Raw genomic sequence first — 25,535 nt, forward strand, 5'->3', positions numbered from 1 at the left:
ACAATAAATTTTCTATGTTTTTATTCTTTCCAATTTAATGACTGTAGAAACTCGTAAACATCTTCGTGCAGCTGATCACGTTCTTTATCAAGCGTGATGACATGGCCTGACTCTTCATACCATTTGAGTTTCTTATGCTCAGATTCGATATTGTCATGAATGATATTCGCGCTGTCAGGGTCGATGATGACGTCGTTCCTTGCCTGGACCACAAAGGTTGGCGTATAGATCAGGTCGATGCTGCCACGGACCTCCTTGATCAGCTCCTGAAGGTCTTTGAGCGTAGCCATCGATTTCTGCTCGAGCTCTTTTACCTCTGCCTCGATCTGCTCCTCTTGCTTGCCTTCCATCCTCTTATACTCGCGCGCATACTCGAGTACACCGCGGTACATCAATTCTTCCGTCTTAAGATGCATCGGCGCGCACATTGGCACGATTCCCTTGAGTGGCTTGGTATATCCCAGCTTAAGCGAAAGGACTCCGCCCAGCGATAAACCTGCCACAGCAATCTCCTCATAGCCCTCGCTCTTGAGGAATTCGTAGCCATCAAGCGCATCCTGCCACCAATCCTCAGGACCCGTATGTATCAGTTCTTCAGGCGGCACTCCATGTCCTTTAAATACAGGTGCATGGCATGTATATCCTTTCCCTTCTAAAAAACGGCCCATCATCCTGACATCCGCAGAATTGCCGGTAAATCCATGCAATAGCAATACCGCTCTTTTTCCAGCTTTAAATGTAAATGGTCTTGGCACTAACTTTCTCATTTTCCTACTCCCTCTATCAGATATCTTCCTTAGTTTTAACAAACATGCTTGTAACATTCAATTAAAAGCCTTTATATATGTAAATACCCATATTCAACAGAATTATGTGAGGATTTTGCTTATGTAAACACAATAAAACCCGGCCTCTATTGAAGCCGGGTCATTGTGTGTATTATAGTTCGAAATAAGTAACGGCAATAGTCAAGACAAAGAATAAAACAGACAACACGATCGTAACACGGTGCAGCACAAGGTCAAGACCTCTTGCCTTCTGCTTGCCGAACAATTGCTCAGCGCCGCCGGAAATCGCACCGGACAGACCAGCACTCTTGCCTGATTGAAGAAGAACAACTCCAATAAGAGCAATGCTGACGATCACTAAAAGAACAACTAACAATGTATGCATGACGTACCTCCCGATAAAACTGCTAACAGTATTTTAAATTTATCACATTTTCAGGAATAGAACAATACTTGTCCGAATTGTTATGAATTTTATTGGGCAGGTACTTTAATTTCTCGCAGTTGTTAACGCAATGGTGCAGGAAGCAGCGAATTTGATCTGTACAGCAGGTCCGAAATAGTCGTGCATTGATATCCGTTCTTGTATAAAATTTCCAGGATGTCTTCCACCGCCTTCACCGTTTGCGAACGGTCTCCACCAGCATCATGGAAAATGATCACGTCGCCTGGTCGAGTATCGGATATAACATTTTGCGTGATCTTTGCCGCACCCGGCCTGCTCCAGTCCCGAGTTTCCTGATGCCATGACCAGAGGATGACATTGTAGCCCCCTTCAATCGCTGTATCGACAATTTCCTTATCATAATAACCTGCGATCGGCCGGAATAGCGAAAGCTTGATGCCGGTCAGATCATGAATGACCTCAGCGTTCTTATCTAGTTCCTTTCTGAGCATCGCTGGGGAATAGCCGTCCCGGAAACGATGCCTGTAGGTGTGATTCCCGATTTCATGCCCTTCTGCTACCTGCCGTTTAACGATTTCCGGGTATCTTTCCGCCTCCTCGCCAATGACAAAAAAAGTAGCTTTCGCATCATACTTCTTCAGAGCGTCAAGGATTTGCGGAGTGAACGTCGGATCAGGCCCGTCATCAAACGTAAACGCCACAAGCTTTTCTTCCACGGGAAGATCCCAGAACACATGGCCAGTCTTTTCGTATTTCGCTCGTTTCACCGAGGAAGGAGCTTCTTGCTTAGGCTTTTTTGCTGATGACGACACCTCTGCAGGGTTTTGACTGGTTACTGAAAGAGCAGTACCAGAAGCGGATGAGGATAGGGTAAAGGTTATAAGGATTGCGGCAAGAAGATATTTTTTCATATTTCAACCGGCTCCCATCTAAGTTGAGTTTAGCTATAGTATTGTGGATTAACAGCCAGTTTATATCATGGATATATGGTGGGCTATTTTTACTAGTGGGGTGGTTGGCGTAGTAATACTTATTAGGGAATGGGGATTGGACATGATGATGGACGTCAGAAATCTCTTTTAGACATTTTGACTAGCTCGTCCTCCTGAAATGTCTATTAAACCCTTTTTATTAGACATTTTGATCGGCTCGTCCTCCTGAAATGTCTATTAAACCCCTTTTGTTAGACATTTTGACTAGCTCGTCCTCCTGAAATGTCTATTAAACCCTTTTTATTAGACATTTTGATCGGATTGTCCTCCTGAAATGTCTATTAAACCCCTTTTTTTAGACATTTTGACTAGCTCGTCCTCCTGAAATGTCTATTAAACCCTTTTTATTAGACATTTTGATCGGATTGTCCTCCTGAAATGTCTATAACTGCCCTTTTACAAGAAACATTAAAGATTTCTTCAACTCGAATTGTCCTTCTGCCCACAAAAAAAACACCGGCAGCATCGTCATGCTACCGGTGTCCTTATGTTACGGGTTCAATCGCCACATTAGGCGATTCACCTCGCAAAATTACTTCTTAAGGTTGTAGAAAGATTTGATTCCGTTGAAGCGAGCTGTTTCGCCAAGCTGGTCTTCGATGCGAAGAAGCTGGTTATACTTCGCTACGCGGTCTGTACGTGATGGTGCACCAGTCTTGATTTGGCCAGCGTTCGTTGCAACAGCGATGTCAGCGATTGTTGAATCTTCTGTTTCACCAGAACGGTGAGAGATGACAGCAGTGTAACCTGCGCGCTTCGCCATTTCGATTGCGTCGAATGTTTCAGTCAAAGTACCGATTTGGTTAACCTTGATCAGGATTGAGTTGCCAACGCCTTGCTCGATACCTTGAGCAAGCTTCTTCGTGTTTGTAACGAACAAGTCGTCACCAACAAGCTGGACTTTGCCGCCAAGGCGCTCAGTCAATAGCTTGTGGCCTTCCCAGTCGTTTTCATCCAAACCGTCTTCGATTGAGATGATTGGGTACTTGGAAGCCATTTCTTCGTACCAGTCAACCATTTCTACAGATGTCTTCACAACGCCTTCTCCAGAAAGGTGATACTTGCCGTCTTCTTTGTTGTAGAACTCAGAAGATGCAGCATCCATAGCCAGCATGACTTGCTCGCCTGGCTTGTAGCCTGCTTTTTCGATTGCCGTAACGATTGTTTGAAGTGCTTCTTCGTTTGAACCTAGGTTTGGAGCGAATCCGCCTTCGTCACCTACAGCTGTGTTCAAGCCTTTTTCTTTTAAAACTGCCTTCAAGCTGTGGAAGATTTCCGCACCCATGCGAAGTGCTTCACGGAAGTTCTCAGCGCCAACAGGCATGACCATGAATTCCTGGATGTCCACGTTGTTATCAGCGTGCTCGCCGCCGTTCACGATGTTCATCATTGGAACTGGAAGCTGCTTGGAGTTGAATCCGCCAAGGTATTGGTATAAAGGTAGGTCAAGATAGTCTGCCGCAGCGTGTGCAACAGCCATAGAAACGCCTAGGATTGCGTTAGCGCCAAGCTTGCCTTTGTTTTCAGTACCATCTAATTCGATTAGTGCCTGGTCGATGCCGTTTTGGTCAAGAACGTTGAACTCTTCGCCAACCAAGAATGGTGCGATGATTTCGTTCACGTTTTCAACTGCTTTTAAAACACCTTTTCCAAGGTAGCGGCCTTTGTCGCCGTCACGAAGTTCAACTGCTTCGTATTCACCAGTAGAAGCACCACTTGGAACTAATGCGCGTCCGAAAGCGCCTGATTCTGTGAAAACTTCTACCTCAACTGTTGGGTTACCGCGGGAATCTAATACTTCGCGTGCGTATACGTCTGTAATGAATGGCATAGGTATCTCTCCTTATAATTAAGTTTATTTTTTAATCAATGATTTTCCAGTCATTTCTGCTGGCTGGTTCAGTCCCAGTAATTCAAGCATTGTCGGTGCAAGGTCGCCAAGGATTCCGTCTTCACGGAGCTCCACGCCCTCTTTCGTTACAATGACAGGTACCGGGTTTGTTGTGTGTGCGGTCATCGGGTTTCCTTCAAGGGTAACAACCTCATCCGCATTTCCGTGGTCAGCAGTGATAATGGCTGTTCCACCCTTAGAAACGATCAGGTCAACGATACGACCAAGACATTCGTCAACTGTTTCAATTGCCTGAATTGTTGGCTCAAGCATACCTGAGTGTCCAACCATATCAGGGTTAGCAAAGTTCAATAAAATCGCGTCGAAGTTATCTGCTTCGATTTCCTTGAGCAATGCCTCCGTAACCTCATTAGCGCTCATTTCAGGCTGCAAGTCATAAGTCGCAACCTTTGGCGAGTTGATCAGGATCCGCTTTTCACCAGGGAATTCCTGCTCACGGCCCCCGCTCATGAAGAATGTCACGTGCGGATATTTTTCCGTTTCAGCGATGCGAAGCTGAGTCATTCCAGCCTGTGAAATCACTTCACCGACAGTATTATCAAGGTTTGATGGTTCGAATGCCACGTAACCGTCAACTGTTTCACTGAAGTGAGTCAGGCACACGAAGTGAAGGTTTTCAGGATGGCCTTCTCCTCGATCGAATGAACGGAAGTCTTTATTGGTAAAAGTGTTTGAAATCTGGATTGCGCGGTCAGGACGGAAGTTGTAGAAAATCACAGCATCGTCGTTCTGGATCGTCGCAACCGGTGAACCATCAGTACGCACTAGCACCGATGGAACAACGAATTCGTCAAAGATTCCATTATTATAGTTATCTTCGATCAACTCCATTGGGTTTGAATACGTAGGTCCGTCTCCATACACCATGGAACGGTAGGATTTCTCCACACGCTCCCAGCGCTTGTCGCGGTCCATAGAATAGTATCGCCCAGAAATCGTCGCAAATTCACCGACACCGATTTCACTCATTTTCTCTAGCGTTTGTTTGATGTATCCTGGCGCAGTTTGCGGTCCGACATCGCGTCCATCAAGGAATCCGTGTACATACACTTTTTCCAGACCTTCGCTGGCAGCCAGCTTCAATAGAGCAAACATATGCTCAATATGGCTGTGAACGCCGCCGTCAGACAGCAAGCCCATCAGATGAAGGGCAGTGCCTTTTTCTTTCGCATGCTTGATTGCGGCAAGGAATGTTTCATTTTTTTCAAACTCGCCTTCACGGATCGAAATGTTCACGCGTGTCAGGCTCTGGTACACAATGCGGCCGGCACCGATGTTCAGGTGTCCTACCTCAGAGTTGCCCATTTGGCCCTCTGGCAGGCCGACCGCTTCCCCACTCGCAATTAACTGTGCATGCGGATAATGGTTCCAGTAACGGTCAAAATTCGGCTTTTTCGCCTGGGCTACGGCATTTCCCATCCGTTCGCCGCGCAATGCGAAACCGTCCAGAATGATCAAAGCTGTTGGTGACGTCTTACTCATTGGAACCTGCCTCCAATAGCTGTAAGAAAGAATCTGTCTCAAGGCTTGCTCCGCCGACTAATGCGCCGTCGATGTCAGATTGCGACATGTATTCCTTGATGTTAGCTGGCTTTACGCTTCCGCCATACTGGATGCGGACTGCTTCAGCCACTTCTGGTGAAAATTGCTCTGCAACCACCTTGCGGATGTGCGCGCAAGTTTCATTTGCATCTTCTGCTGTAGAAGATTTACCTGTTCCGATCGCCCAGATTGGCTCATAAGCGATGACAGTTTGCTTCACTTGTTCATCTGTCAGGCCGTTAAGCGCCGCTTTGATCTGTCCGCCGACAAACTCGTTTGTTTCGCCGTTTTCGCGCTGTTCAAGCGTTTCGCCACAGCAAACGATCGGAGTCAAATTGTATTTGAATGCTGACAAAGTCTTTTTATTGACAGTGTCATCTGTTTCATTGAACATTTCGCGGCGTTCAGAGTGACCAATGATCACGTATTTTGCACCGATGTCCTGCAATGCTTTTGGGCTCACTTCGCCTGTAAAAGCACCGCTTTCTTCAAAGTGCATGTTTTGAGCGCCAATTTCTACGTCTGAATTCTGTGTAAGCTCGACAAGCTGTCCTAGGAACAATGCCGGAGCACAAACTACTGATTCAACCTTGTCGTTTGACGGAACAAGTCCGCTTACTTTTTCGATAAAATCTTTGGCTTCAGGCAGCGTTTTATGCATTTTCCAGTTTCCTGCAATGATCGGTTTACGCATGCTGACACTTCCTTTCAATGTTTGCTGCGTATGCAGCGTTTTAATGCTATAAAAATGTTCCCACTGGATGTTGGGCTGAATGTATCTTTTAATAGGAACGGCTAAAAACAATGGTCAGGATCCGCACCCTTACATTGCTGCGGCACCGCTCCTGTGTATAAATCTTACTTATCGTTCAATGCCACTACACCTGGGAGCTGCTTGCCTTCCATGAATTCCAGGGAAGCGCCGCCTCCTGTGGAGATGTGGCTCATTTTTTCAGCTAGGCCGAATTTTTCGACTGCTGCTGCAGAGTCGCCTCCGCCGATGACTGAGTATGTATCGTTAGCATCGGCTAATGCTTGTGCGACAGCTTTTGTTCCTTCAGCGAATTTGTCGATTTCGAAGACGCCCATTGGTCCGTTCCAGATGACCAATTTGGACTTCTGAATCACATCGCGGTAGGTTTCAGCTGTTTTTGGTCCGATATCGAGAGCTTCCCAGTCTGATGGGATTTCTTCGATTGCTACGACCTTTGAATTTGCATCTGCAGAAAAATCATCAGCAACGATAGCATCTACAGGCATGTAGAAGTTAACGCCTTTTGCCTTTGCTTTTTCCATGAAGCTCTTAGCCAAATCAATTTTATCTTCTTCTAAAAGAGATTTTCCGATTTCGTGGCCCTGTGCTTTTACGAAAGTATAAGCAAGTCCGCCGCCGATGATCAGGTTATCTACTTTTTCCAATAGGTTGTCGATGACGCCGATCTTATCTTTAACCTTTGCACCGCCGATGATGGCTGTGAATGGGCGCTCAGGGTTTGATAAGGCTTTTCCAAGTACCTCAAGTTCTTTTTCCATCAGGAAGCCTGATACAGCCGGAATGTACTTGGCGATGCCTTCTGTTGAAGCGTGCGCGCGGTGTGCAGCTCCGAATGCATCGTTCACATAAACATCTGCAAGCTCTGCAAATGCCTTTGCAAGTTCAGGATCATTCTTCTCTTCGCCTGGATAGAAACGGACATTCTCAAGAAGCAGGACATCGCCCTCGTTCATGCTGTCGATTTCAGATTTCACAGAGTCGCCGTAAGCTTCATCTGTTTTCTTAACATCCTTGCCAAGCAGCTCAGACAAACGCTTCGCAACTGGAGTCAAACGCAATTCTTCAACAGCCTGTCCCTTCGGACGGCCAAGGTGGCTTGCAAGAAGGACTTTCGCACCCTGTTCAACAAGGTACTGGATTGTTGGCAGCGCTGCACGGATCCGTGTTTCATCCGTAATCTGTCCATCCTTCATCGGCACGTTGAAATCAACGCGGCAAAAAACTCGTTTTCCTTTTACATCCACATCTTTTACTGTCATTTTGTTCAAGGCTAGAGACCTCCTTTAAAATAGCGCCAAGGCGCGATTAAGCAGAAAAAGAGGAGAGGGAATTACCCCGCTCCCCTTTTCATCCTACTACATTATAGTCAATATTGGATTAGTTATCCAATCTTAGCTTACAGACCTTTTTTAGCGATGAAATCAACAAGGTCTACTACACGGTTAGAGTAACCAGACTCATTGTCATACCAAGAGATTACTTTTACCATGCTGCCTTCCATAACCATTGTTGAAAGTGCATCGATTGTAGAAGAGTATGCGTTGCCGTTGTAGTCGCTTGATACAAGCGGCTCTTCGCTGTATCCAAGGATTCCTTTAAGTTCGCCTTCAGAAGCTTTCTTGAAAGCTGCGTTGATTTCTTCTACTGTTACGTCTTTGTCAAGCTCTGCAACAAGGTCAACCAATGAAACGTTTGGAGTTGGTACACGCATTGCTCCACCGTTTAATTTGCCTTTAAGCTCAGGCAATACTAGAGAAACTGCTTTTGCAGCACCAGTAGTTGTAGGAATGATATTTTCCGCAGCTGCACGTGCACGACGGTAGTCTTTGTGCGGAAGGTCAAGAATTTGCTGGTCATTTGTGTATGAGTGAACTGTTGTCATCATACCGCGCTTGATTCCGAAATTGTCGTTCAAGACTTTCGCGAATGGAGCCAAGCAGTTTGTTGTACAAGATGCATTTGAAATTACGTGGTGGTTAGCTGCATCGTACTTGTCGTCGTTAACACCCATAACGATTGTGATATCTTCGTCAGATGCTGGAGCAGAAATGATAACTTTCTTTGCGCCTGCTTCAAGGTGTTTCGCAGCGTCAGCGCGCTTAGTGAAACGTCCTGTAGATTCTACGACTACTTCTACGCCAAGGTCGCCCCAGCCAAGTTGTGCTGGATCTCTTTCAGCTAAAACTTTAACCTTCTGTCCTGCAACTACAAGATAGTCGCCGTCAACAGTTACTTCTTCGTTCAAAGTTCCGTGAACTGTGTCATATTTTAAAAGGTGAGCAAGCATGTTTGCATCAGTTAAATCGTTAACTGCTACTACTTCCACATTAGGGTTCTTCAATGCTGCGCGGAAAACTACGCGTCCAATTCTTCCAAATCCGTTAATACCAACTTTTACTGCCATGTGTATTTCCTCCTTTGATTCCTATAAAGGTGTTGTTTATATTAAGGTGTTACCCTTGTAACAATGTTTTAGCGGCGCCCTCATCCGTGATCAGGATCGTTGAGGAAGGTGCCTGTTTCATATAGGCTCTGATTGCCTTTGCCTTTGACGCTCCGCCGGCAACTGCAATGACATCCCCTACACTTCTGAGATCGTCCATTTGGAGGCCGATCGTCAGCACTTTGTGGACGATTTCCCCGGCTTCATTGAAATAGTAGCCGAAAGCCTCGCCAACTGCTTTTCCATTGAGGATCTTATGTAAATCCTCCGGGCTGGTATTGCGGCGTTCCGCCATTGTAATAGCGTCTCCAATACCATGTAAAACCATGCTTGCTGATTTAACTAAATTCCAAACCTCATAAATCAGCGGTTCTTTGATGAAGGTTTTATAGACTTCGCTGCTGACCTGGTCGGGCACATAAAAGACCCTGTTGCGTGAATTCGTGTTGTCCGCCATGATCGCGCAAATCGTGTTTGCCTGATTCTTGACGTCCTCACCAATTCCGCCCCTTGCTGGTACGAACAGCAAATCCTTCTCGCCGAAATCGGGTGTCAACATTTCTGCCACAGCCGCCATAGTCGATCCCCCGGTCACAGCAATTATATTTTTGCTTTGAAGAAGATTTTTCATACTATGCGCTGTCGCTCGCCCCAGCTCACTTTTTACCCACGGCGACTGATCGCTGTCCCCTGGGACAACAATCACTTTCCTGATCCCCATGCGCTCCTGAAGCTGGCGCTCTAGTCTGTCTATACCCATAATGTCCCGCATTACACTATCAAGACTTTCCAGTATATCTTTTCCCTCTTTAGTCAGTGTCATTCCCTGACCCGACATCGAGATCAGATTCTGGTCTTTCAAAAACTCCACCTCTGAACGCAAAACCCGTTCAGTCAAATTGAGGCTGACTGAAAGATTTCTCCTGCCAACTGGCTGCATCACGTTTATGTATTGGAGGATGAGGTATCGTTTTTGCATAACTTGCAATAAATCGGGCAATATTCTTTTTTGAATATCAATGAGCGAAAAGTCCATTTTGATATTCTCCTTTTCCAGCGTTGGACTTAAAATGTCCCGCTAAGACATATTATGTCCCACTCGCGGTAAAAAAAATCACCCCTGCTACAAAATTCATTCTAACAGGAGTGAAACCCTTAATCAACTTATAAACTCTAGGTTTTTTCGTGAAAACGCTTCATCTATGAACTTTTTGTTAATGATTCCGTATTGCAGCTCTTCGCCGTCCAATTCGATGACTGGAATCATGATTCCGTACTTCTCGACGAGCGCATCATCGAGGTCGATATTGATCTCTTCTATTGTAAATCTCCATTTGGTTTGTAGGTCTTCGAGGATTTCCCTTGCCGTCTCACATAAATGGCAGCGTGGACGTGAGTATAGTTTGACTGTTTTTTGCATTTTTTGCTCCTTCGGCTGATCTCTAAAATTATTTTCTTATATTAATGTTCTGCTAATAAGTTGATTTCCACTCCAGGTTGCTTCGCTTTCCGCGGGGCGTGCGGTGAGCCTCCTCAGCGCTAAAGCGCTTGCGGGGTCTCACCTGTCCCGCTGATCCCGCAGGAGTCTCGCACCTTCCGTTCCAATCAACTTATTAATAATGTTTTGTGTTAAAACCATCTAGTTAAAGTAAATATTTAACTTTAAACACTTGATCATCTGCGCATTAATAAAACCGCTTCCGTTTCGATGACGATGGGATGCCTAGCTGGTCCCTGTATTTTGCGACGGTTCTTCTTGATACGACCATGCCTTCTTGGTCTTCGAGCAGTTCGACTAGTTTTTGGTCGGATATAGGTTTCTTTTTATCTTCTTCTTTTATGAATCTTTCAATGGCTGCTTTTACTTTTTGAGAAGATGCCTGGTTGTTCTCTGTGGTTGAAATCGCGCTTGTGAAAAATGATTTCAATTCATAAGTGCCCGCTGGTGTCTGCATGTATTTTTCGCGGACGGTTCGGCTGACCGTCGATTCGTGGATTTCGAGTTCGTCGGCCACCTCCCTCATCGTCATCGGTTTCAGATGGTCTGGCCCAATTAAAAAGAATTCCTGTTGTTTATCAATGATTTTCATCGATACCTTCAGCAGAGTTTCCTTCCGTTGTTCAAGGCTCCGCTGGATCCACTGGTAGTCTCCCTGCTTTTCTTGCAGGAATCTATTGACGTCCGGATCACTGTGCCCAGACAGCTGCTGAAAATACCCTTCATTAAAAGAAACTTTAGGAATCAGCGCATCGAACACACTAACCAAGAGTTCATTTCCTTCCCGTTTTACAACCACATCCGGAACAATGTAAGCAGGCTTTTCTCGCTGGAACGCTGCACCGGGTTTGGGGTTCAGCAGCTGGATATCATCATGTACCTTTTGGATATCCTTCAAATCGACATTCAGCATCTTCGCCACTGCTTTCCACTTTTTCTCGGCAAAAAGAAGGAAATGGTCACGGATAATCATAATTGCCAGTTCATTTTCAGGTGTGCGCTTCTGCCTTGTCAATTGAAGCAGCAGGCATTCCTGGAGATCTTTCGCGCCGATTCCCGCAGGATCAAGGGACTGAAGCTTAAAAAAAGCACAATCGACAATTTCATCATCAACACAAAACCTTCTAACAAGGTCTTCTTTTTGCAGATTCAAGTAACCGTTTTCATCTATGTTTTCAATCAATTCATGTAAAATCAATTTCTCTTCAGGTGTTGCTTTTAACAAGTTTAATTGGGATAGGAGATAGTCTTCAAGTGTATCACTTGTCCCCGCGCCAATCTGTTCAATCAAATTCTTCTGGTCCCGTTCGAACGTCTTTTTCCTCGTTTTTCGCGTACGGTCCATATTTGCATCAAAATGGGAGATGTTTTTAAAGTCCACTTGCATCAGGGGATTTTCCATTGATTTAGCTTCAAGAAACGCCGCAAGCTCCTGTGCGGAGTATTGCAAGAGCGCAATCGCCTGGGTCAGTTCCTGAGTCATCGCCAATTTTATTGTCTGCTTTTGCCATAAACCAGCCTTCAAATCCATCTCAATCACCCCTGCACTCATTTTACATGATAAACAGGCTTTGGTGTAGGGAAAGAATTTGGCATTACCAATTGGTTATCTGGTCAGGAAGATAGCAATTTAGGGGTAATAGTATGTTCATCACCCGGACATCCACCGAAAAAATTGCAAACGAGTCAATTAACCTAGCAATTTTTATATAATAACCAGCAAAGAAGCAACTGGAAAAATCATTCTCTTAATGAATCGCTATAATTGCACAGTCAGAGGATAGAATTTCGTAAATCAACCCAACAATTGCACAAAAACTGAGTGGAATTGCGTAAACATCAAGGATAATTGCACATTATCCCAAATTAATGGAAAACAAATCGAATAGGGGACAATAAAAAAGGCTTTTAAGGTAATCGGACAAAACTTGGACAGTTTTATCTGAGAACTCTCAAAAGCCATTGCATTAACTATTTACGCCCTCGGCAGGAATCGAACCCACATCTCAAGAACCGGAATCTTACGTGCTATCCGTTGCACCACGAGGGCATGTTTGTAGTTGGCGTTACGCTTACCTATTATAGGATATGTTCGGTCCCTTTGCAAGCAGGTTTTTTAGGATGCCAAGACTGCTATTTGTTTAAAAATGACAATCTTGGGTAAGATGGATACGGTACAGTAAATGAGAATATACATTATTGTCGAACAGTTTATGCAGGCATTACAAGCGATTCGTTTGACCTTTATTGACCATGCGTGTATCATTAAAACTACATAGGTGTTCTGGCAAGCGAACCAGTTTATGCCAGCCTGCAATCTGCCTTTTTAGGGCAGTGCACTGCTTTTATAAAGACTGTAATGCCTTTAGTAAATGCAGTGAAATGATCTTACGTTAAAGGAGGAAAACAAACATGAACTTGATTCCTACAGTTATTGAACAAACGAATCGGGGCGAAAGGGCATATGACATTTATTCCCGCCTTTTAAAGGATCGCATCATTATGCTTGGAAGCGGGATTGATGACAATGTTGCCAATTCCATCGTAGCCCAGCTGCTTTTCCTGGAAGCTGAAAATCCGGAAAAGGACATCTCCATCTACATCAATAGCCCGGGCGGCAGCATCACTGCCGGCATGGCAATCTACGATACAATGCAGTTCATTAGGCCGGATGTACAGACAATCTGTATCGGTATGGCTGCTTCAATGGGTGCATTCCTTCTTGCTGCTGGTACTAAAGGCAAGCGTTATGCCCTTCCGAACGCAGAAGTCATGATTCACCAGCCACTTGGTGGTGCTCAAGGACAGGCGACAGAAATCGAAATCGCTGCGAAGCGCATTCTTTTCCTTCGTGAAAAGCTGAATACCATCCTTTCCGAGCGCACTGGCCAGCCGCTTGATGTCATCGCGAAAGATACGGACCGCGATAACTTCATGACTGCTGAGCGCGCGAAGGAATACGGTCTGGTTGACCAGATTATCACTCGCAACATCTTGGAAGAAAAGAAGGATAAATAAGCTCAATGAAAAACTCGCTCCTGATCGGGAGCGAGTTTTTTGATTGTCGGAGCAAAGAATCAGTTTTCCTGCTGGATATATTCAGCCAGTTTCTCTACTGCTTCTTCTTCATCATTGCCTTCAGCGATTAGGTTCACGGATGCGCCAGCACTTACAGCCAGGCTCATCAATCCCATGATGCTTTTCGCGTTCACTTTTTTACCGTCTTTCTCGAGAAAAATATCGGATGAGAACCTGTTTGCTTCCTGCACGAACAATGCCGCTGGACGAGCCTGTAAACCTGTTTTCAATTTCACTTTCACCTGTTTTTCAACCATTGCGTTTTCCTCCTCTAGCCCTCTATTTATTTGTAATTTGTCCGGCACGCAGTTTATCTGCTATTTCATCGATCTTTCGCAGCCGGTGATTGATCCCTGATTTGCTGATTGATCCTCCGCTGACCATTTCGCCCAACTCTTTAAGGGTGACATCCTGGTAGTCGACACGGAGCTGAGCGATTTCCCTCAGTTTATCCGGCAGAATTTGCAGGCCGACGGTATCCCGGATATAGCGGATATTTTCCACCTGCCTTAATGCGGCACCAATTGTTTTATTCAAGTTAGCTGTTTCACAATTCACGAGACGATTGACCGAGTTTCTCATATCGCGGACAATCCGGATATCCTCAAATCGCAACAGTGCATTATGGGCGCCAACGATGTTCAGGAACTCGGTGATTTTTTCCGCTTCCTTCAAATAGGTGATGAAGCCTTTTTTACGCTCAAGCGTTTTGCTGTTCAACCCGAACGTATTCATCAGCTCACATAATGAGTCATTATGCTCCTGGTACATGGAAGCAATCTCCAAATGATAGGAAGATGTCTCCGGATTGTTCACAGAGCCTCCCGCGAGAAATGCACCTCTTAAATAAGAACGCTTACAACATTTCTTTTTCACTAGTTCAGGCGAAATTTCGTGGATTATTTCAAAGCCTTCTCCTAAAATCTTTAAATCCTCCAGAATTTCCCTGGCTGATTCCTTAAGGCGGACAATATAAACATTATTCTTTTTCAGCCGCATCTTTTTACGCACCAGCAGCTCCACCTGAACCTGATAACTCTTCTTGATCAAGGTGTAGATTCGTCTGGCGATCGCGGCATTTTCAGTCTGTATGTCTACGATGAGTTTGCGATTTGAGAAGGAAAGGGAACCATTCATCCGGATTAAAGCGGACAGTTCCGCATCAGCGCAGCAGCCCTTCACGTCGATATTTGTGAGTTCCTTTTTTGTTTCCGAAGCGAACGACACCTTCTCACCCCCCTGGTTATATAGCGCCGGCTTAAGCACAGCAGCTGATTTTGTCTTTTTCGCTGTGGCGCCTGAGAGATACCAGGACACCTATTGCCAAAGAGAGACAAACGCTTGCATCCTATATTTACGCGTTATATCTCTTTTTGGTTTCATCTATTATCATAGAATATAAAATTTCTGAAACTTTTTTTGTATCATGCCTGATGACATTGCCGTCGAGCTCAGCGATTTCTTCCTGGACGACTTCCACTCCCAATGACATCAGCATGTCAAGGTCAAAATGGACAGGCTGCGCCAACTCTTCCTTATAGCGCAGCTCGACATCGGGCGGGATGGTCTCACTGTTCACTAGAATCGTATCAATAAAAGCACAGTCCATATGGTCATAGATGGCCTTGATATGATCACTGGCGGCAAAATCATGAGTCTCTCCTGCCTGTGTCATCAGGTTGCAGATATACACCTTTCGTGCTTTCGCCTGGCATACTTCCTTGCCCAGCCTCTTTACGAGCAAGTTCGGCAGGATGCTTGTATACAAACTGCCAGGTCCGATTACAATCAAATCAGCTTCCCTGATGGCCTGGAGCGTTTCAGGCAATGGTTTTACACCTTCCGGATTCAAAAAGACTCTTTTGATCCGTTTTCCCGAGTAAGGGATCTTGGACTCTCCCCTGACAATGCTGTCATCCTCCATGACCGCATTCAGCATGACACTCCTGTTTGCTGCCGGCAGTACTTTCCCGCGCACATTCAGCACCTTGCTCATTTCCTGGATCGCATGGACAAAGTTTCCGGTGATCGATGTCATCGCGGCAAGGATCAGATTTCCGAGCGAGTGGCCGGACAACTCATTGCTTGTATTGAACCGGTGCTGGAACATCTCTTCGATCAGCGGCTCCACGTCAGATAGTGCTGCCAGGACATTCCGGATATCACCGGGCGGAGGAATATGCATATCCTCCCGCAATCGGCCCGAGCTGCCGCCATCATCTGCGACCGTGACGATCGCCGTAATGTCGACAGGATGCTTTTTCAAGCCCCGCAGCAGGACTGGGAGTCCGGTTCCACCCCCGATGATGACGATTCTTGGCAGACCATCATTCATCATTTCAGAAGTCCCTGCCTTTTATCGATATCACGGTGGGTCACACGGGTATGGTAGTCCTTCTCGAAAAACTTGGCGATATGTTCTGCCAATGCAACGGAACGGTGCTGGCCGCCTGTGCAGCCGATGGCGATGATAAGCTGCGCCTTTCCTTCCCGCTTATAGTGCGGAAGCATGAAACTCAGCAGATCGGTCACCTTTTCAAGGAACTTGGACGTCTCATTCCATTTTAAAACATATGTCGACACATCTTCATCAAGACCAGTTTTCGGTCGCATGTGCTCGATATAATGCGGATTCGGCAAAAAGCGGACGTCAAAAACAAGGTCAGCATCGATCGGAATTCCATGCTTGAAACCAAATGACATGACATTCACGGTGAAAATCGTCTTCTTATTCACGGAAAACTCTTCAAGGATCTTTTCGCGGAGATCCTTCGGCTTCATGCCCGTTGTTTTATAAATAAGCTGAGCCCTTCCCTTCAGCTCTTCCAAAAGCTCGCGCTCAAGCTGGATGCCTTCGAGCGGCAGCCCTGATGGAGCCAGCGGGTGCGAACGCCTTGTTTCTTTATATCGGCGCACTAGCGTGGAATCCTCCGCATCAAGGAACAATACTTGCGGTGTCACCCATGAAGTTTCCGCCAGATCATCAAGCGCTTTGAATAGAGAGTCGAAAAATTCGCGTCCTCTCAAATCCATGACAAGTGCCACTTTGTTCATTTTTGTGCCAGATTCCTTCATTAACTCCAGAAATTTCGGAAGCAATGTCGGCGGCAGGTTGTCAACGCAGAAAAAACCTAGGTCTTCGAAGCTCTGGATAGCGACGGTCTTACCTGCGCCAGACATACCTGTTATAATGACGAGCTGGGTATCAGTGCTTGAACCGGTACTCATTTCTCTTTCCCCCTGCAAATTATTTATGTGATCAGTTTGGATCGAGCCTGTAATTGATCAGCTCAAAATCCGGTGTATAAGTAAAGGTGCCATAGATAATTCCTTGTCCATGGACCATATATTCCAGGATGTGATAATCACCTGCAGCCATTGGAAGGTCCTTGATGTCATCAAGCTGGTGCCAGGAAATCGTGCCTTCCTCCGATTCATCGAGATTGATGCCATCTGCCTCAGTTGCGTAGAATGTGAACATCATCCACTCGGATACGACTTGACCATCTTCTTTGATGACAAATGTAAAAATCCCTTTGATTTGCGGATTGCGGAGATAAATCCCTGTTTCTTCACGGAATTCCCTTACACATGAATCCTTCACGGTCTCTCCGGGTTCCATTTTTCCGCCAGGAGCCACCCACCAATTTCGGCGCGGCTTTTGCAGCAGTAAAATTTTTTCATCTTTTACTAAAACACAATTCGTCACTCGCTGCATCAAATCCACCTCTTTATATGTGCGTGCATAAGGCACTTTAACGTTTTTATGATCAAAGCTGATTCAGAGTCCAAACAACATCGAAAATCAGCGGTTAGCCGAACTTTTATTCTTTCCATTATACTATTTTTAGTTTTTCGCCACAATGAATACAAAGATGATATTTTTGTTAAGGAATGATGAGGAACATCGATGGAGAAATCCAACATGAATATGGTGTTATAATCTTTTGAAAAAGCCTGTTTCATTTTTTCGCAAAAAAAAGAGCACAGGATAAACCTGTGCCGTCAAAGGATTATATTTTTAAAAGGGGGTCAATTTCTATTCCTATAATACCCCATGATTGTTTCACTACTGTTACAGGAGAATTAATAAATAATTACGTTTTGTTAATTTATGCCGTGACATGCTGTTTTTACCATCACGTTGGAAAAACCCGCTGAACGATCCAGCGGGTTTGGTGTTTATATTATGCCTTTGCTTTTAATTCTTCTTGCAATTCCTCGACAAAGTGCTGTGCGTTTTGTGCCGCGATACTGCCATCGCCTGTTGCTGTAACGATCTGGCGAAGCGTTTTTTCACGGATGTCGCCGGCTGCGAAGATGCCAGGCACTTTCGTTTCCATTCGCTCGTTCGTTTCGATATAGCCATTGCTGTTCGTGATGCCAAGGCTTTCGAATGGCTTTGTCAAAGGAACCATTCCGATGTAGATGAATACGCCATCTGCCGCGAATTCCTTTTCAGCGCCGTCCTGTGTAGAGACTAGGGTCACGCTGCCTACCTTGCCATCTTTATCATTGATTTGCTTGACTGTATGATTCCAGATGAAATCAATCTTGTCATTGGCAAATGCGCGGTCCTGAAGGATTTTTTGCGCACGAAGCTCGTCACGGCGGTGAACGATTGTCACTTTTGATGCGAAGCGAGTCAAGTACACGCCCTCTTCAACCGCTGAATCTCCGCCGCCGACAACAACAAGTTCTTTATTTTTGAAAAATGCGCCATCACAAACCGCACAGTAAGAAACACCGCGGCCGCCAAGTTCCTGCTCGCCGGGAACGCCAAGCTTTTTGTACTCCGCACCAGCAGAGATGATGATGGAACGTGCTTTGTATTCCTTGTTGCCAGCCTTGATCGTTTTATATTCTTTTCCGTCGATGATTTCTTTTACATCGCCGTAGGCATATTCTGCACCAAACTTTTTCGCGTGGTCGAACATTTTAGTAGAAAGTTCAGGTCCAAGAATGTGATCAAAGCCTGGATAGTTTTCCACTTCTTCTGTGTTCGCCATTTGTCCGCCCGGCACGCCGCGCTCGAGCATCAATGTCGACAAATTCGCACGTGAAGTATAAACAGCAGCCGTCATCCCAGCCGGTCCAGCTCCGATGATAATGACGTCATAAATTTTCTCTTCTGACATGGTGTACAACTCCTTTGAATATCATGATCCGTTATTTTTCGGTTTCATACCATAATTAGTATTTCCTGCCTAAACATATCCTATAAAACAAGTGAAGCATAGTCCAAAAATATGCTTAAGTTCACGGAATTGACATATAGTTTTTACATACCCTCTTTTGTATTTTTTAAAAATGAGAAAAGGGTAAACCTCGTCTCGATTTCTCGGACTTAGTTTACCCTCTTAAATGCTGTCTTCTTCCTGTAGAAACTCGTTTGCCAAATTTATATATTTGGAAAGCGTCGATACAGACAAACCGTATTTTTTCGCGACTGCCGCTTTTGACGTCTTGATATTTCTTAGTTTATCCCACAGATAATCCACCGCTGCAGCCCACGCCTTTTTGTTCTTGAAGTCATAGCCCGCTTCAGCTGCCTGCTCGAATACTGAGAACCACATAATGTAGACACCAGCTTCATTTTTGCCGATCGGCTGGTGGTGGTCATAAAGAAGCTTTGCCGTTTCATGCGCGCCCTTTACTTCATCTTCCTTGCTGTTCAGTTTGCCGGAACTCACATACGCAAGGTATGATTTTTCCATTTCGGTCATTTTATCTGTTGATGTATCGGCCGCAAGGATTTCTTTCTTTTTAGCAGACAGAGATGTAAGGAATAGCGCAAATAGCCGTTCCTCCGGATAATCGCTGTTCAGCTGGTTCAGGATCGCCGAAACCTGCGATTCAAATTTTACGTCACGTTTGTCAGCCCACGGCTCCATTCCCTCTTTTTCAGGACTGAACTCGAGCACCTTTTTCCAGGCTGATACTGCGGTATTTTCCCTGCCGGTAAAATAGGAAGCATGCGCCAGCCAGTAATAGAAGGCACCGTCGCCTTCAAAGCCTGTTTTTTGCAGCTTCTTCAGCCAGCGGTATGCCAGCTCGTACTCACCGACAAGCGCAAATGTAGCACCAAGCTTGAACTGATGTTCAACGTGGATCGGATGGATTTTTTCCAGAGAGTCCTTAAGATCCTGGCCTTCCTTCTCCTGACCCTGATAATGCGCAAAAACAAGGGCATTGCACAATGCATGCAGGTTGCCAGGGTTCCGCTCGAGCACATCATTCAGGATGTCACGTGCCTTCGTCGCTTCGCCGAGGTAAAAATACGCCAGCGCCAGATTATTGTAGGCTGACCAGTATTCCGGATACTCTTCGATGACCTCCTGGAAGATCTCAATCGCCTTCGGAAACTCGCCCGATTCAAGATGATTGCGCGCTTCCTCCTGCTTGACGATCAGGTCATCCTCTTCATAATAATCCTCATCCATCTCTTCCGCTTCCATTGTCAGAAGATCAAGCAGATCGTTCGCATCCTCGGCAAACTCGCCATCTTCATTCAATTCCAAATAAAGATTAGCATGCCTGAACGCATCGCGGAACAATCCCAGATGAGCATAGTTATTCGCTAAGAAATAATGGCACTCTGCCATGTTTTCATCGAGTTCTTCGAGGACCAAGTGCAATAGGCGGTTAGACTGCTGATATTCACCCATCTCCGACAGCACAATCGCCAGCTGGCAAACGATCATCGGCTCGCCAGGCTCAAGATGCATCGCTCGTCGGAAATACTTCTCAGCCTTTTTAAGGTCCCGCCTGTGAAAAGCCTTGACCCCTTTGGTGAAATAGTACTCACCAGTCGGAACGAATGACAGCAATTGGCCTTTTTGCTTCATTGCTTTAGAGTCTTTTCCCATGTGATCCTCCATTTGTATTTTAGTAAACCATATCCTTTGAACCTTTAGATTGTATAAGAATACACATACAGTGTTTTATCGAAGCAACTTTAACTAATGTAGTATAACATACGGACAGAGTGTTCGAGAAGGTGTGGATTTGAAAATGTGGGCTGCAGGGATGATCGGAATGTCATTGATGGAGGGCTGGTGCATTTCATTTTCCTTAATTTGGATAAATGTGCAATTATTGCAGTTATCCGTGCAATTCCGGCTTAGTTTTGTGCAATTATCGTGGATGAGTGTGCAATTCCAGTTGTTTTTGGTGCAATTATCTAGTTTTATTAACAGAATAATTTTTCCAGTTACCTATTTAACCCTATATCGGGTTTAAATTGATCTCAAGAGGGCGATTTTTTTGCAATATATCCTTATAATGGCTACCCAACGCTGATAGACATGCTAATATTGCATTTCAACTAACACAATTCAGTGCAAAAACCCAGCGCAATCTATTCTTCTGCGCTGGGCTTCTTCCTTTTATTCAATACTCCTAGTACTTCTTTAAGCGGCAGCTTTTGTTCTTGCAGCAGGACCATCAGGTGGTAAAGAAGGTCCGCGGCTTCCCACTTCAGTTCTTCGGGGTCGCGGTTTTTGGCGGCGATGATGACTTCGGCGGCTTCTTCACCGATTTTTTTCAGGATCTTGTCGACGCCTTTTTCAAATAGATAGGTAGTATAGGCGCCTTCCGGCATTTCCTGTTCGCGCTGGCGAATGGTTTTTTCTAACTCAAGCATTACAGCAAAATCACCCAATGATGTAAGCTCATCAGCAGATGGCTCTAGCAGGTTTTCCGAGAAACAGCTGACTGCGCCGGTGTGGCATGCCGGTCCGGCTGGGTCGACGAGCACCACGAGGGAATCTCCGTCACAGTCGTATTTTATCTCGACGATCTTCTGGGTGTTGCCGCTCGTTGCGCCTTTATGCCAGAGCTCCTGGCGGGAACGGCTGTAAAACCAGGTTTCCCGTGTTTCAAGCGACTTGGCAAGGGATTCTTCATTCATATAGGCAACGGTCAGGACTTCACGTGTCGCTGCATCCTGGACAACTGCAGGAATCAGACCCTTATCATCAAACTTCAATTCTTCTAAATTCATCGTACGGTCACTCCTTTTTCACGGAGATGTGATTTTACTTCTTTTACAGAGGTTTCGCGATAGTGGAAGATTGATGCAGCCAGTGCGGCATCTGCTTTTCCTTCGGTAAAAGCCTCAACAAAATGGCCGGCGTTTCCGGCACCGCCAGAGGCAATCACCGGGACAGTCACCGCTTCACTCACAGCACGGGTCAATCTCAGGTCAAAGCCTTTCTTTTCGCCATCACTGTCCATGCTTGTCAGCAGGATTTCTCCGGCTCCGAGGCGGACAGCCTCTTTTGCCCAGTCAATCACTTCCCAATCAGTCGGTGTGCGCCCGCCGTGGGTGTAAACACGCCATGAGCCAAGCTCTGGGTCGTATTTCGCATCGATGGCGACGACGATACACTGTGCGCCAAAGAAATCAGAGCCTTCTGCGATTAATTTTGGATTATTGACAGCAGCAGTATTCAAGGACACTTTGTCAGCTCCTGAACGAAGCATCTTTTTCATATCCTCGAGTGTGTTTATGCCGCCGCCGACAGTGAATGGGATGGCCAGCTCTGATGCGACTTCCCTGACGACGTCGACCATTGTCTTCCTTCCTTCAACAGATGCAGATATATCAAGGAATACGAGCTCATCTGCTCCCTGCTCATCGTAAACGCGCGCCAACTCGACAGGGTCGCCGGCATCGCGAAGCTGCACAAATTGCACTCCTTTTACGACGCGTCCTTCTTTTACATCAAGGCAGGGAATGATCCGTTTGCTCAACATCAGGATCCCCCCAATCCAAGCGCTGATTTTACTGAAAAGCGCCCTTCATAAATAGCTTTGCCGACAATTGCGCCGCTTACGCCATCTTCGCTTAGCTGACGGAGAGCACCTAGATCGTCAAGCGAGCTGACACCTCCAGATGCGATGACGCTTTTGCCTGTTTCCAGGGCAAGCTGGCGGGTTGCCTCGACATTTGGCCCTGTTAGCGTACCATCCGTCGCGATGTCGGTAAAAATAAAGGTCTCTGCTCCGGCGTCAGCGAATCTTTTACCAAGCTCGACAGCACTTACCTCTGAAGTGTTCAGCCAGCCGTGTGTAGCCACGAATCCATTTTTCGCGTCAAGACCAATTGCGATTTTTGCCCCGTACCTCCTGACCATCTCCTCTGCAAACTCCGGATTCGATACAGCAATGCTGCCAATGATGACACGGGTGACGCCATTTTCAAGATAGTGATTGATATCATCTTCGCTGCGGATTCCGCCGCCGATTTGGATGTTCACGCCAAGCTCCTTCGCTGACTGGATGACGAATTGATCGTTCACCCTCTTGCCATCCCTAGCTCCATCGAGGTCGACCATATGAATCCATTTTGCTCCTTCATCAGCGAATTTCTTCGCCATTTCAAAAGGAGAATCTCCATAAACTGTTTCCTTTTCATAATCGCCTTGCAGCAGCCGGACACATTTTCCGCCACGCATGTCGATCGCCGGGTAGATTGTGAATTTCATTAATCAGACATCCTTTCTGTTGCAAGGTTGGCAAAATTCCGGAGCAACGCCATTCCCATACCACTACTTTTTTCCGGATGGAATTGCATCCCGAATATATTTTCCCGGCCAACGATGGCAGGCACTTCAACATCATAATAATCTCCGACCGCGACCAGGACTCCAGGCTCGTTCGTTTTTACAAAATAAGAATGAACAAAGTAAACATAATCTTCTTCAAGAGAGTCCAGCAATGGCGAGGCACCCATAAAACGAAGCTTGTTCCAGCCCATATGCGGAACCTTATAAGGCTGGCCTTCTGCGGTCACTCCTGTAAAACGTTCCACTTTACCAGGGAGCAGGTTCAAACCCTTTGTCAGCCCATTTTCCGTGCTTTCTTCAAACAACAGCTGCATGCCGAGGCAGATTCCGAGCACAGGCTTGCCGGTCGATGCAAAATCACGGATCATTTGCGTCAAACCGGTTCGGTTCAATTCATCCATAGCATCTCGGAATGAACCGACACCAGGGACGAGCATCGCATCTGCATCCATTAAATTGCCTTTATGTTGTGAAATAAAATATGGCGCATCCAGCCGTTCGAGCGCTTTACTGACGCTGAACAGATTGCCCATGCCGTAATCGACGATGCCTATCATGAGTTTACTTCCTTCCTTTTTTCAAGTATTCCGGGGAAACTGGTTGTAAGTTCCCCTACAGCATTCCCTTCGATGAAGGTACTCCTTTTACCCGCGGGTCGATGGTCGTCGCTTCATCAAGCGCGCGGCCAAGGGCCTTGAACACTGCTTCGATCATGTGGTGAGTGTTTTTTCCGTAGTGGACGATGACATGCAGGTTCATTCTTGCTTCGAGTGCCAGCTTCCACAGGAATTCATGGACAAGCTCGACATCAAAAGTTCCCACCTGCTGGGCAGGGAATTCTGCGCGCATTTCGAGGTGCGGGCGGTTGCTAAGATCGATGACCACCTGCGCCAAGGCCTCATCCATTGGAACAAAGGCGTTGCCATAGCGCTTGATCCCTTTTTTATCGCCGAGTGCTTCGCGAAGCGCCTGTCCGATGCAGATGCCAATATCCTCGGTTGTATGGTGGCCATCCACCTCTACATCACCCTTCGCATCTACATTCAAATCAAATTGTCCATGCTTTGCAAACAAATCGAGCATATGCGAAAGAAAAGGGACACCAGTTTCCAGTTCCGTTTTCCCTTCGCCATCTATACTAAAATCAAGATCTATCTTTGTTTCATTTGTATATCGATTCACCGTTGCGGTGCGTTCCATCAGCTTTCCCTCCATCCACTTTCATTACGATTTAAGTCTTGTTTCCACTGCCCTGGCGTGGGCTTCCAACCCTTCAAGCCGGGCGAACTGTGCAATCTTTGCACCGTTGTCGGCCATCGCTTTCTCACTGTAAAGGATGATGCTCGATTTCTTTTGGAAATCCTCGACACTCAATGGGCTTGAGAAGCGCGCTGTCCCGTTCGTTGGCAGGACATGGTTCGGTCCGGCAAAGTAATCTCCGACAGGCTCTGAGCTGTATCTACCAAGGAAAATCGCGCCAGCGTGCTTGATTTTACCGAGCAGCTCCATCGGATTCTCTGTTATGATTTCAAGGTGCTCCGGCGCCAGCTGGTTGATGGCGCCGACTGCCTCATCCATATCAGCTGCCACATAAATCGCTCCAAAATTTTCGATTGCCTGTGTCGCGATTTCCTTTCTAGGCAATTGGGATAGCTGCTTGTATACCTCGTTTTGAACATCTTCAGCAAGAGTACGGGATGTTGTCACTAAAACCGCACATGCCCGCGGATCGTGCTCTGCCTGGGAAAGCAGATCCGCTGCAATTTCATTGGCATGCGCTGTATCGTCCGCCAAAATGCCGATTTCACTTGGACCTGCAATCATATCAATCGCAACGTCGCCAAAAACTTCACGCTTGGCGAGGGCGACATAAATGTTTCCCGGCCCTGTGATTTTATCGACTGGCTGAATCGTTTCAGTCCCGTATGCCAGAGCCGCGATCGCCTGGGCTCCGCCAATCTTATAGATTTCTTTTACCCCGGCAATATCTGCGGCAACGAGCACTCCTGCAGGGAGCTTACCGTCCTGTCCAGGCGGTGATACCATCACGATCCGCTGAACACCAGCGGTTTTTGCCGGGATGACATTCATTAAGACCGATGAAGGATAAGCCGCTGTCCCGCCAGGCACATATACACCGACAGAATCGAGCGGCGTCACCTTCTGCCCGAGCATCGTGCCATTTTCCTCGGTCGTCATCCATGACGGACGCAGCTGCTTTTCATGGTAGTTACGGATATTGTCTGCTGCCTCTGTGATAATGTCCACGAGCTGGCTGCTGACCGATTTATAGGCTTCTGAAATTTCATCGTCTGTTACCAGAAAATCGCCGAGCGCCACTCTATCGAACTTTTCGGTAAAAGTCCTGAGCGCCTGGTCACCGGAAGCCCTGACTTCCGCGATAATGCTCTGTACCGCTTTTCGTTGCTCTTCCGTTCCGCCATCTACTGTCCGTTTGAGCGACAAGCTTCCATCTATTTGTAAAATCTCCATGGAATTCAAATCCTTTCAGATTCACGATCTATATCA

25 protein-coding genes and 1 tRNA gene are annotated in these 25,535 nt (G+C 46.2%); 1 reads left to right on the forward strand and 25 read right to left on the reverse strand.

From position 1 onward, the window contains the following. Positions 1–20 precede the first annotated feature (20 nt). From RH061_RS20460 to RH061_RS20515, 12 genes are all read right to left on the reverse strand, one after another. Positions 21–767, reverse strand: a complete 747-nt coding sequence (locus tag RH061_RS20460; RefSeq protein WP_311072629.1) for an alpha/beta hydrolase — start codon at positions 765–767, stop codon at positions 21–23. A gap of 172 nt (positions 768–939) precedes the next feature. After that, positions 940–1,173: a preprotein translocase subunit SecG gene (gene secG, locus RH061_RS20465; RefSeq protein ID WP_102264285.1), complete on the reverse strand. Its 234-nt coding sequence runs from the start codon at positions 1,171–1,173 to the stop codon at positions 940–942. Between the two features lie 122 nt (positions 1,174–1,295). Then, entirely contained in the window at positions 1,296–2,105 is an 810-nt protein-coding gene (locus tag RH061_RS20470) for a polysaccharide deacetylase family protein (protein ID WP_311072630.1), read from the reverse strand. 613 nt (positions 2,106–2,718) lie between these two features. Continuing rightward, complete coding sequence (eno, locus tag RH061_RS20475; protein ID WP_311072631.1) at positions 2,719–4,017, reverse strand: phosphopyruvate hydratase; 1,299 nt, start codon at positions 4,015–4,017, stop codon at positions 2,719–2,721. A gap of 24 nt (positions 4,018–4,041) precedes the next feature. Then, positions 4,042–5,580, reverse strand: a complete 1,539-nt coding sequence (gene gpmI / locus RH061_RS20480; RefSeq protein ID WP_311072632.1) for a 2,3-bisphosphoglycerate-independent phosphoglycerate mutase — start codon at positions 5,578–5,580, stop codon at positions 4,042–4,044. Next, a complete protein-coding gene (gene tpiA / locus RH061_RS20485; protein WP_311072633.1) occupies positions 5,573–6,334 on the reverse strand; it encodes a triose-phosphate isomerase in 762 nt (253 codons plus the stop codon). Before tpiA ends, gpmI begins: the two co-directional genes overlap by 8 nt. A gap of 164 nt (positions 6,335–6,498) precedes the next feature. After that, positions 6,499–7,683 carry a phosphoglycerate kinase gene (locus RH061_RS20490; protein WP_311072634.1) on the reverse strand — a complete coding sequence of 395 codons (1,185 nt, stop codon included), beginning with the start codon at positions 7,681–7,683 and terminating at the stop codon, positions 6,499–6,501. A gap of 128 nt (positions 7,684–7,811) precedes the next feature. Then, on the reverse strand, positions 7,812–8,819 hold the full coding sequence (gene gap, locus RH061_RS20495) for a type I glyceraldehyde-3-phosphate dehydrogenase (RefSeq protein WP_192470056.1): 1,008 nt from the start codon (positions 8,817–8,819) through the stop codon (positions 7,812–7,814). 49 nt (positions 8,820–8,868) lie between these two features. Further along, a complete protein-coding gene (locus tag RH061_RS20500) occupies positions 8,869–9,894 on the reverse strand; it encodes a sugar-binding transcriptional regulator (protein WP_311072635.1) in 1,026 nt (341 codons plus the stop codon). A 123-nt stretch (positions 9,895–10,017) separates the two neighbouring features. Further along, entirely contained in the window at positions 10,018–10,278 is a 261-nt protein-coding gene (locus tag RH061_RS20505; protein WP_311072636.1) for a glutaredoxin family protein, read from the reverse strand. Between the two features lie 265 nt (positions 10,279–10,543). Beyond that, a complete protein-coding gene (gene rpoN, locus RH061_RS20510; RefSeq protein ID WP_311072637.1) occupies positions 10,544–11,887 on the reverse strand; it encodes an RNA polymerase factor sigma-54 in 1,344 nt (447 codons plus the stop codon). A 447-nt stretch (positions 11,888–12,334) separates the two neighbouring features. Next, positions 12,335–12,406 (reverse strand) — tRNA-Arg (locus RH061_RS20515). Positions 12,407–12,768: 362 nt separating this feature from the next. Between RH061_RS20515 and clpP the strand changes: the two genes are divergently transcribed. Further along, positions 12,769–13,374 carry an ATP-dependent Clp endopeptidase proteolytic subunit ClpP gene (gene clpP / locus RH061_RS20520; protein ID WP_311072638.1) on the forward strand — a complete coding sequence of 202 codons (606 nt, stop codon included), beginning with the start codon at positions 12,769–12,771 and terminating at the stop codon, positions 13,372–13,374. A gap of 59 nt (positions 13,375–13,433) precedes the next feature. Here the strand turns inward: clpP and RH061_RS20525 are convergent, their stop codons facing one another. From RH061_RS20525 to hisD, 13 genes are all read right to left on the reverse strand, one after another. Further along, a complete protein-coding gene (locus RH061_RS20525) occupies positions 13,434–13,691 on the reverse strand; it encodes an HPr family phosphocarrier protein (protein ID WP_311072639.1) in 258 nt (85 codons plus the stop codon). A gap of 22 nt (positions 13,692–13,713) precedes the next feature. Next, positions 13,714–14,661 (reverse strand): DNA-binding protein WhiA, encoded by a 948-nt coding sequence (gene whiA, locus RH061_RS20530; RefSeq protein WP_226085834.1) that lies wholly within the window; start codon positions 14,659–14,661, stop codon positions 13,714–13,716. Between the two features lie 127 nt (positions 14,662–14,788). Beyond that, positions 14,789–15,772, reverse strand: a complete 984-nt coding sequence (locus RH061_RS20535; RefSeq protein WP_311072640.1) for a gluconeogenesis factor YvcK family protein — start codon at positions 15,770–15,772, stop codon at positions 14,789–14,791. Next, positions 15,769–16,662 carry an RNase adapter RapZ gene (gene rapZ / locus RH061_RS20540; RefSeq protein ID WP_167833117.1) on the reverse strand — a complete coding sequence of 298 codons (894 nt, stop codon included), beginning with the start codon at positions 16,660–16,662 and terminating at the stop codon, positions 15,769–15,771. Before rapZ ends, RH061_RS20535 begins: the two co-directional genes overlap by 4 nt. Before the next feature lie 31 nt (positions 16,663–16,693). Continuing rightward, positions 16,694–17,152 carry an NUDIX hydrolase gene (locus tag RH061_RS20545; RefSeq protein ID WP_311072641.1) on the reverse strand — a complete coding sequence of 153 codons (459 nt, stop codon included), beginning with the start codon at positions 17,150–17,152 and terminating at the stop codon, positions 16,694–16,696. Between the two features lie 469 nt (positions 17,153–17,621). Beyond that, entirely contained in the window at positions 17,622–18,572 is a 951-nt protein-coding gene (gene trxB, locus RH061_RS20550; RefSeq protein ID WP_311072642.1) for a thioredoxin-disulfide reductase, read from the reverse strand. A gap of 222 nt (positions 18,573–18,794) precedes the next feature. After that, the gene (locus RH061_RS20555; protein ID WP_311072643.1) at positions 18,795–20,303 is read right to left on the reverse strand and encodes a tetratricopeptide repeat protein; all 1,509 of its coding nucleotides are present in this window, start codon (positions 20,301–20,303) and stop codon (positions 18,795–18,797) included. A gap of 491 nt (positions 20,304–20,794) precedes the next feature. Then, positions 20,795–21,439 carry a bifunctional phosphoribosyl-AMP cyclohydrolase/phosphoribosyl-ATP diphosphatase HisIE gene (hisIE, locus tag RH061_RS20560; protein ID WP_311072644.1) on the reverse strand — a complete coding sequence of 215 codons (645 nt, stop codon included), beginning with the start codon at positions 21,437–21,439 and terminating at the stop codon, positions 20,795–20,797. Next, positions 21,436–22,194, reverse strand: coding sequence for an imidazole glycerol phosphate synthase subunit HisF (gene hisF, locus RH061_RS20565; RefSeq protein WP_311072645.1), 759 nt, complete (start codon positions 22,192–22,194; stop codon positions 21,436–21,438). Before hisF ends, hisIE begins: the two co-directional genes overlap by 4 nt. Then, the gene (hisA, locus tag RH061_RS20570) at positions 22,194–22,925 is read right to left on the reverse strand and encodes a 1-(5-phosphoribosyl)-5-[(5-phosphoribosylamino)methylideneamino]imidazole-4-carboxamide isomerase (RefSeq protein ID WP_311072646.1); all 732 of its coding nucleotides are present in this window, start codon (positions 22,923–22,925) and stop codon (positions 22,194–22,196) included. Before hisA ends, hisF begins: the two co-directional genes overlap by 1 nt. Then, entirely contained in the window at positions 22,925–23,563 is a 639-nt protein-coding gene (gene hisH, locus RH061_RS20575; protein ID WP_311072647.1) for an imidazole glycerol phosphate synthase subunit HisH, read from the reverse strand. Before hisH ends, hisA begins: the two co-directional genes overlap by 1 nt. A 55-nt stretch (positions 23,564–23,618) precedes the next feature. After that, positions 23,619–24,206, reverse strand: a complete 588-nt coding sequence (hisB, locus tag RH061_RS20580) for an imidazoleglycerol-phosphate dehydratase HisB (protein ID WP_311072648.1) — start codon at positions 24,204–24,206, stop codon at positions 23,619–23,621. A 24-nt stretch (positions 24,207–24,230) separates the two neighbouring features. Beyond that, a complete protein-coding gene (gene hisD / locus RH061_RS20585; RefSeq protein WP_311072649.1) occupies positions 24,231–25,499 on the reverse strand; it encodes a histidinol dehydrogenase in 1,269 nt (422 codons plus the stop codon). Positions 25,500–25,535 lie beyond the last annotated feature (36 nt).

This window comes from Mesobacillus jeotgali (assembly GCF_031759225.1).
GTDB lineage: Bacteria > Bacillota > Bacilli > Bacillales > Cytobacillaceae > Mesobacillus > Mesobacillus jeotgali_B.

Bases quoted from the DNA above. Each gene is read 5' to 3' on its own strand.
- hisA (WP_311072646.1), bottom strand. From the start codon at position 22,925: ATGAAATTCACAATCTACCCGGCGATCGACATGCGTGGCGGAAAATGT.
- gpmI (WP_311072632.1), bottom strand. From the start codon at position 5,580: ATGAGTAAGACGTCACCAACAGCTTTGATCATTCTGGACGGTTTCGCA.
- hisB (WP_311072648.1), bottom strand. From the start codon at position 24,206: ATGGAACGCACCGCAACGGTGAATCGATATACAAATGAAACAAAGATA.
- secG (WP_102264285.1), bottom strand. From the start codon at position 1,173: ATGCATACATTGTTAGTTGTTCTTTTAGTGATCGTCAGCATTGCTCTT.
- RH061_RS20535 (WP_311072640.1), bottom strand. From the start codon at position 15,772: ATGATGAATGATGGTCTGCCAAGAATCGTCATCATCGGGGGTGGAACC.
- rapZ (WP_167833117.1), bottom strand. From the start codon at position 16,662: ATGAGTACCGGTTCAAGCACTGATACCCAGCTCGTCATTATAACAGGT.
- hisF (WP_311072645.1), bottom strand. From the start codon at position 22,194: ATGTTGAGCAAACGGATCATTCCCTGCCTTGATGTAAAAGAAGGACGC.
- trxB (WP_311072642.1), bottom strand. From the start codon at position 18,572: ATGTCAGAAGAGAAAATTTATGACGTCATTATCATCGGAGCTGGACCG.
- RH061_RS20500 (WP_311072635.1), bottom strand. From the start codon at position 9,894: ATGGACTTTTCGCTCATTGATATTCAAAAAAGAATATTGCCCGATTTA.
- hisD (WP_311072649.1), bottom strand. From the start codon at position 25,499: ATGGAGATTTTACAAATAGATGGAAGCTTGTCGCTCAAACGGACAGTA.
- RH061_RS20470 (WP_311072630.1), bottom strand. From the start codon at position 2,105: ATGAAAAAATATCTTCTTGCCGCAATCCTTATAACCTTTACCCTATCC.
- RH061_RS20555 (WP_311072643.1), bottom strand. From the start codon at position 20,303: ATGGGAAAAGACTCTAAAGCAATGAAGCAAAAAGGCCAATTGCTGTCA.
- eno (WP_311072631.1), bottom strand. From the start codon at position 4,017: ATGCCATTCATTACAGACGTATACGCACGCGAAGTATTAGATTCCCGC.
- RH061_RS20460 (WP_311072629.1), bottom strand. From the start codon at position 767: ATGAGAAAGTTAGTGCCAAGACCATTTACATTTAAAGCTGGAAAAAGA.
- RH061_RS20525 (WP_311072639.1), bottom strand. From the start codon at position 13,691: ATGGTTGAAAAACAGGTGAAAGTGAAATTGAAAACAGGTTTACAGGCT.
- clpP (WP_311072638.1), top strand. From the start codon at position 12,769: ATGAACTTGATTCCTACAGTTATTGAACAAACGAATCGGGGCGAAAGG.
- RH061_RS20545 (WP_311072641.1), bottom strand. From the start codon at position 17,152: ATGCAGCGAGTGACGAATTGTGTTTTAGTAAAAGATGAAAAAATTTTA.
- hisH (WP_311072647.1), bottom strand. From the start codon at position 23,563: ATGATAGGCATCGTCGATTACGGCATGGGCAATCTGTTCAGCGTCAGT.
- RH061_RS20505 (WP_311072636.1), bottom strand. From the start codon at position 10,278: ATGCAAAAAACAGTCAAACTATACTCACGTCCACGCTGCCATTTATGT.
- gap (WP_192470056.1), bottom strand. From the start codon at position 8,819: ATGGCAGTAAAAGTTGGTATTAACGGATTTGGAAGAATTGGACGCGTA.
- hisIE (WP_311072644.1), bottom strand. From the start codon at position 21,439: ATGAATTTAGAAGAATTGAAGTTTGATGATAAGGGTCTGATTCCTGCA.
- rpoN (WP_311072637.1), bottom strand. From the start codon at position 11,887: ATGGATTTGAAGGCTGGTTTATGGCAAAAGCAGACAATAAAATTGGCG.
- tpiA (WP_311072633.1), bottom strand. From the start codon at position 6,334: ATGCGTAAACCGATCATTGCAGGAAACTGGAAAATGCATAAAACGCTG.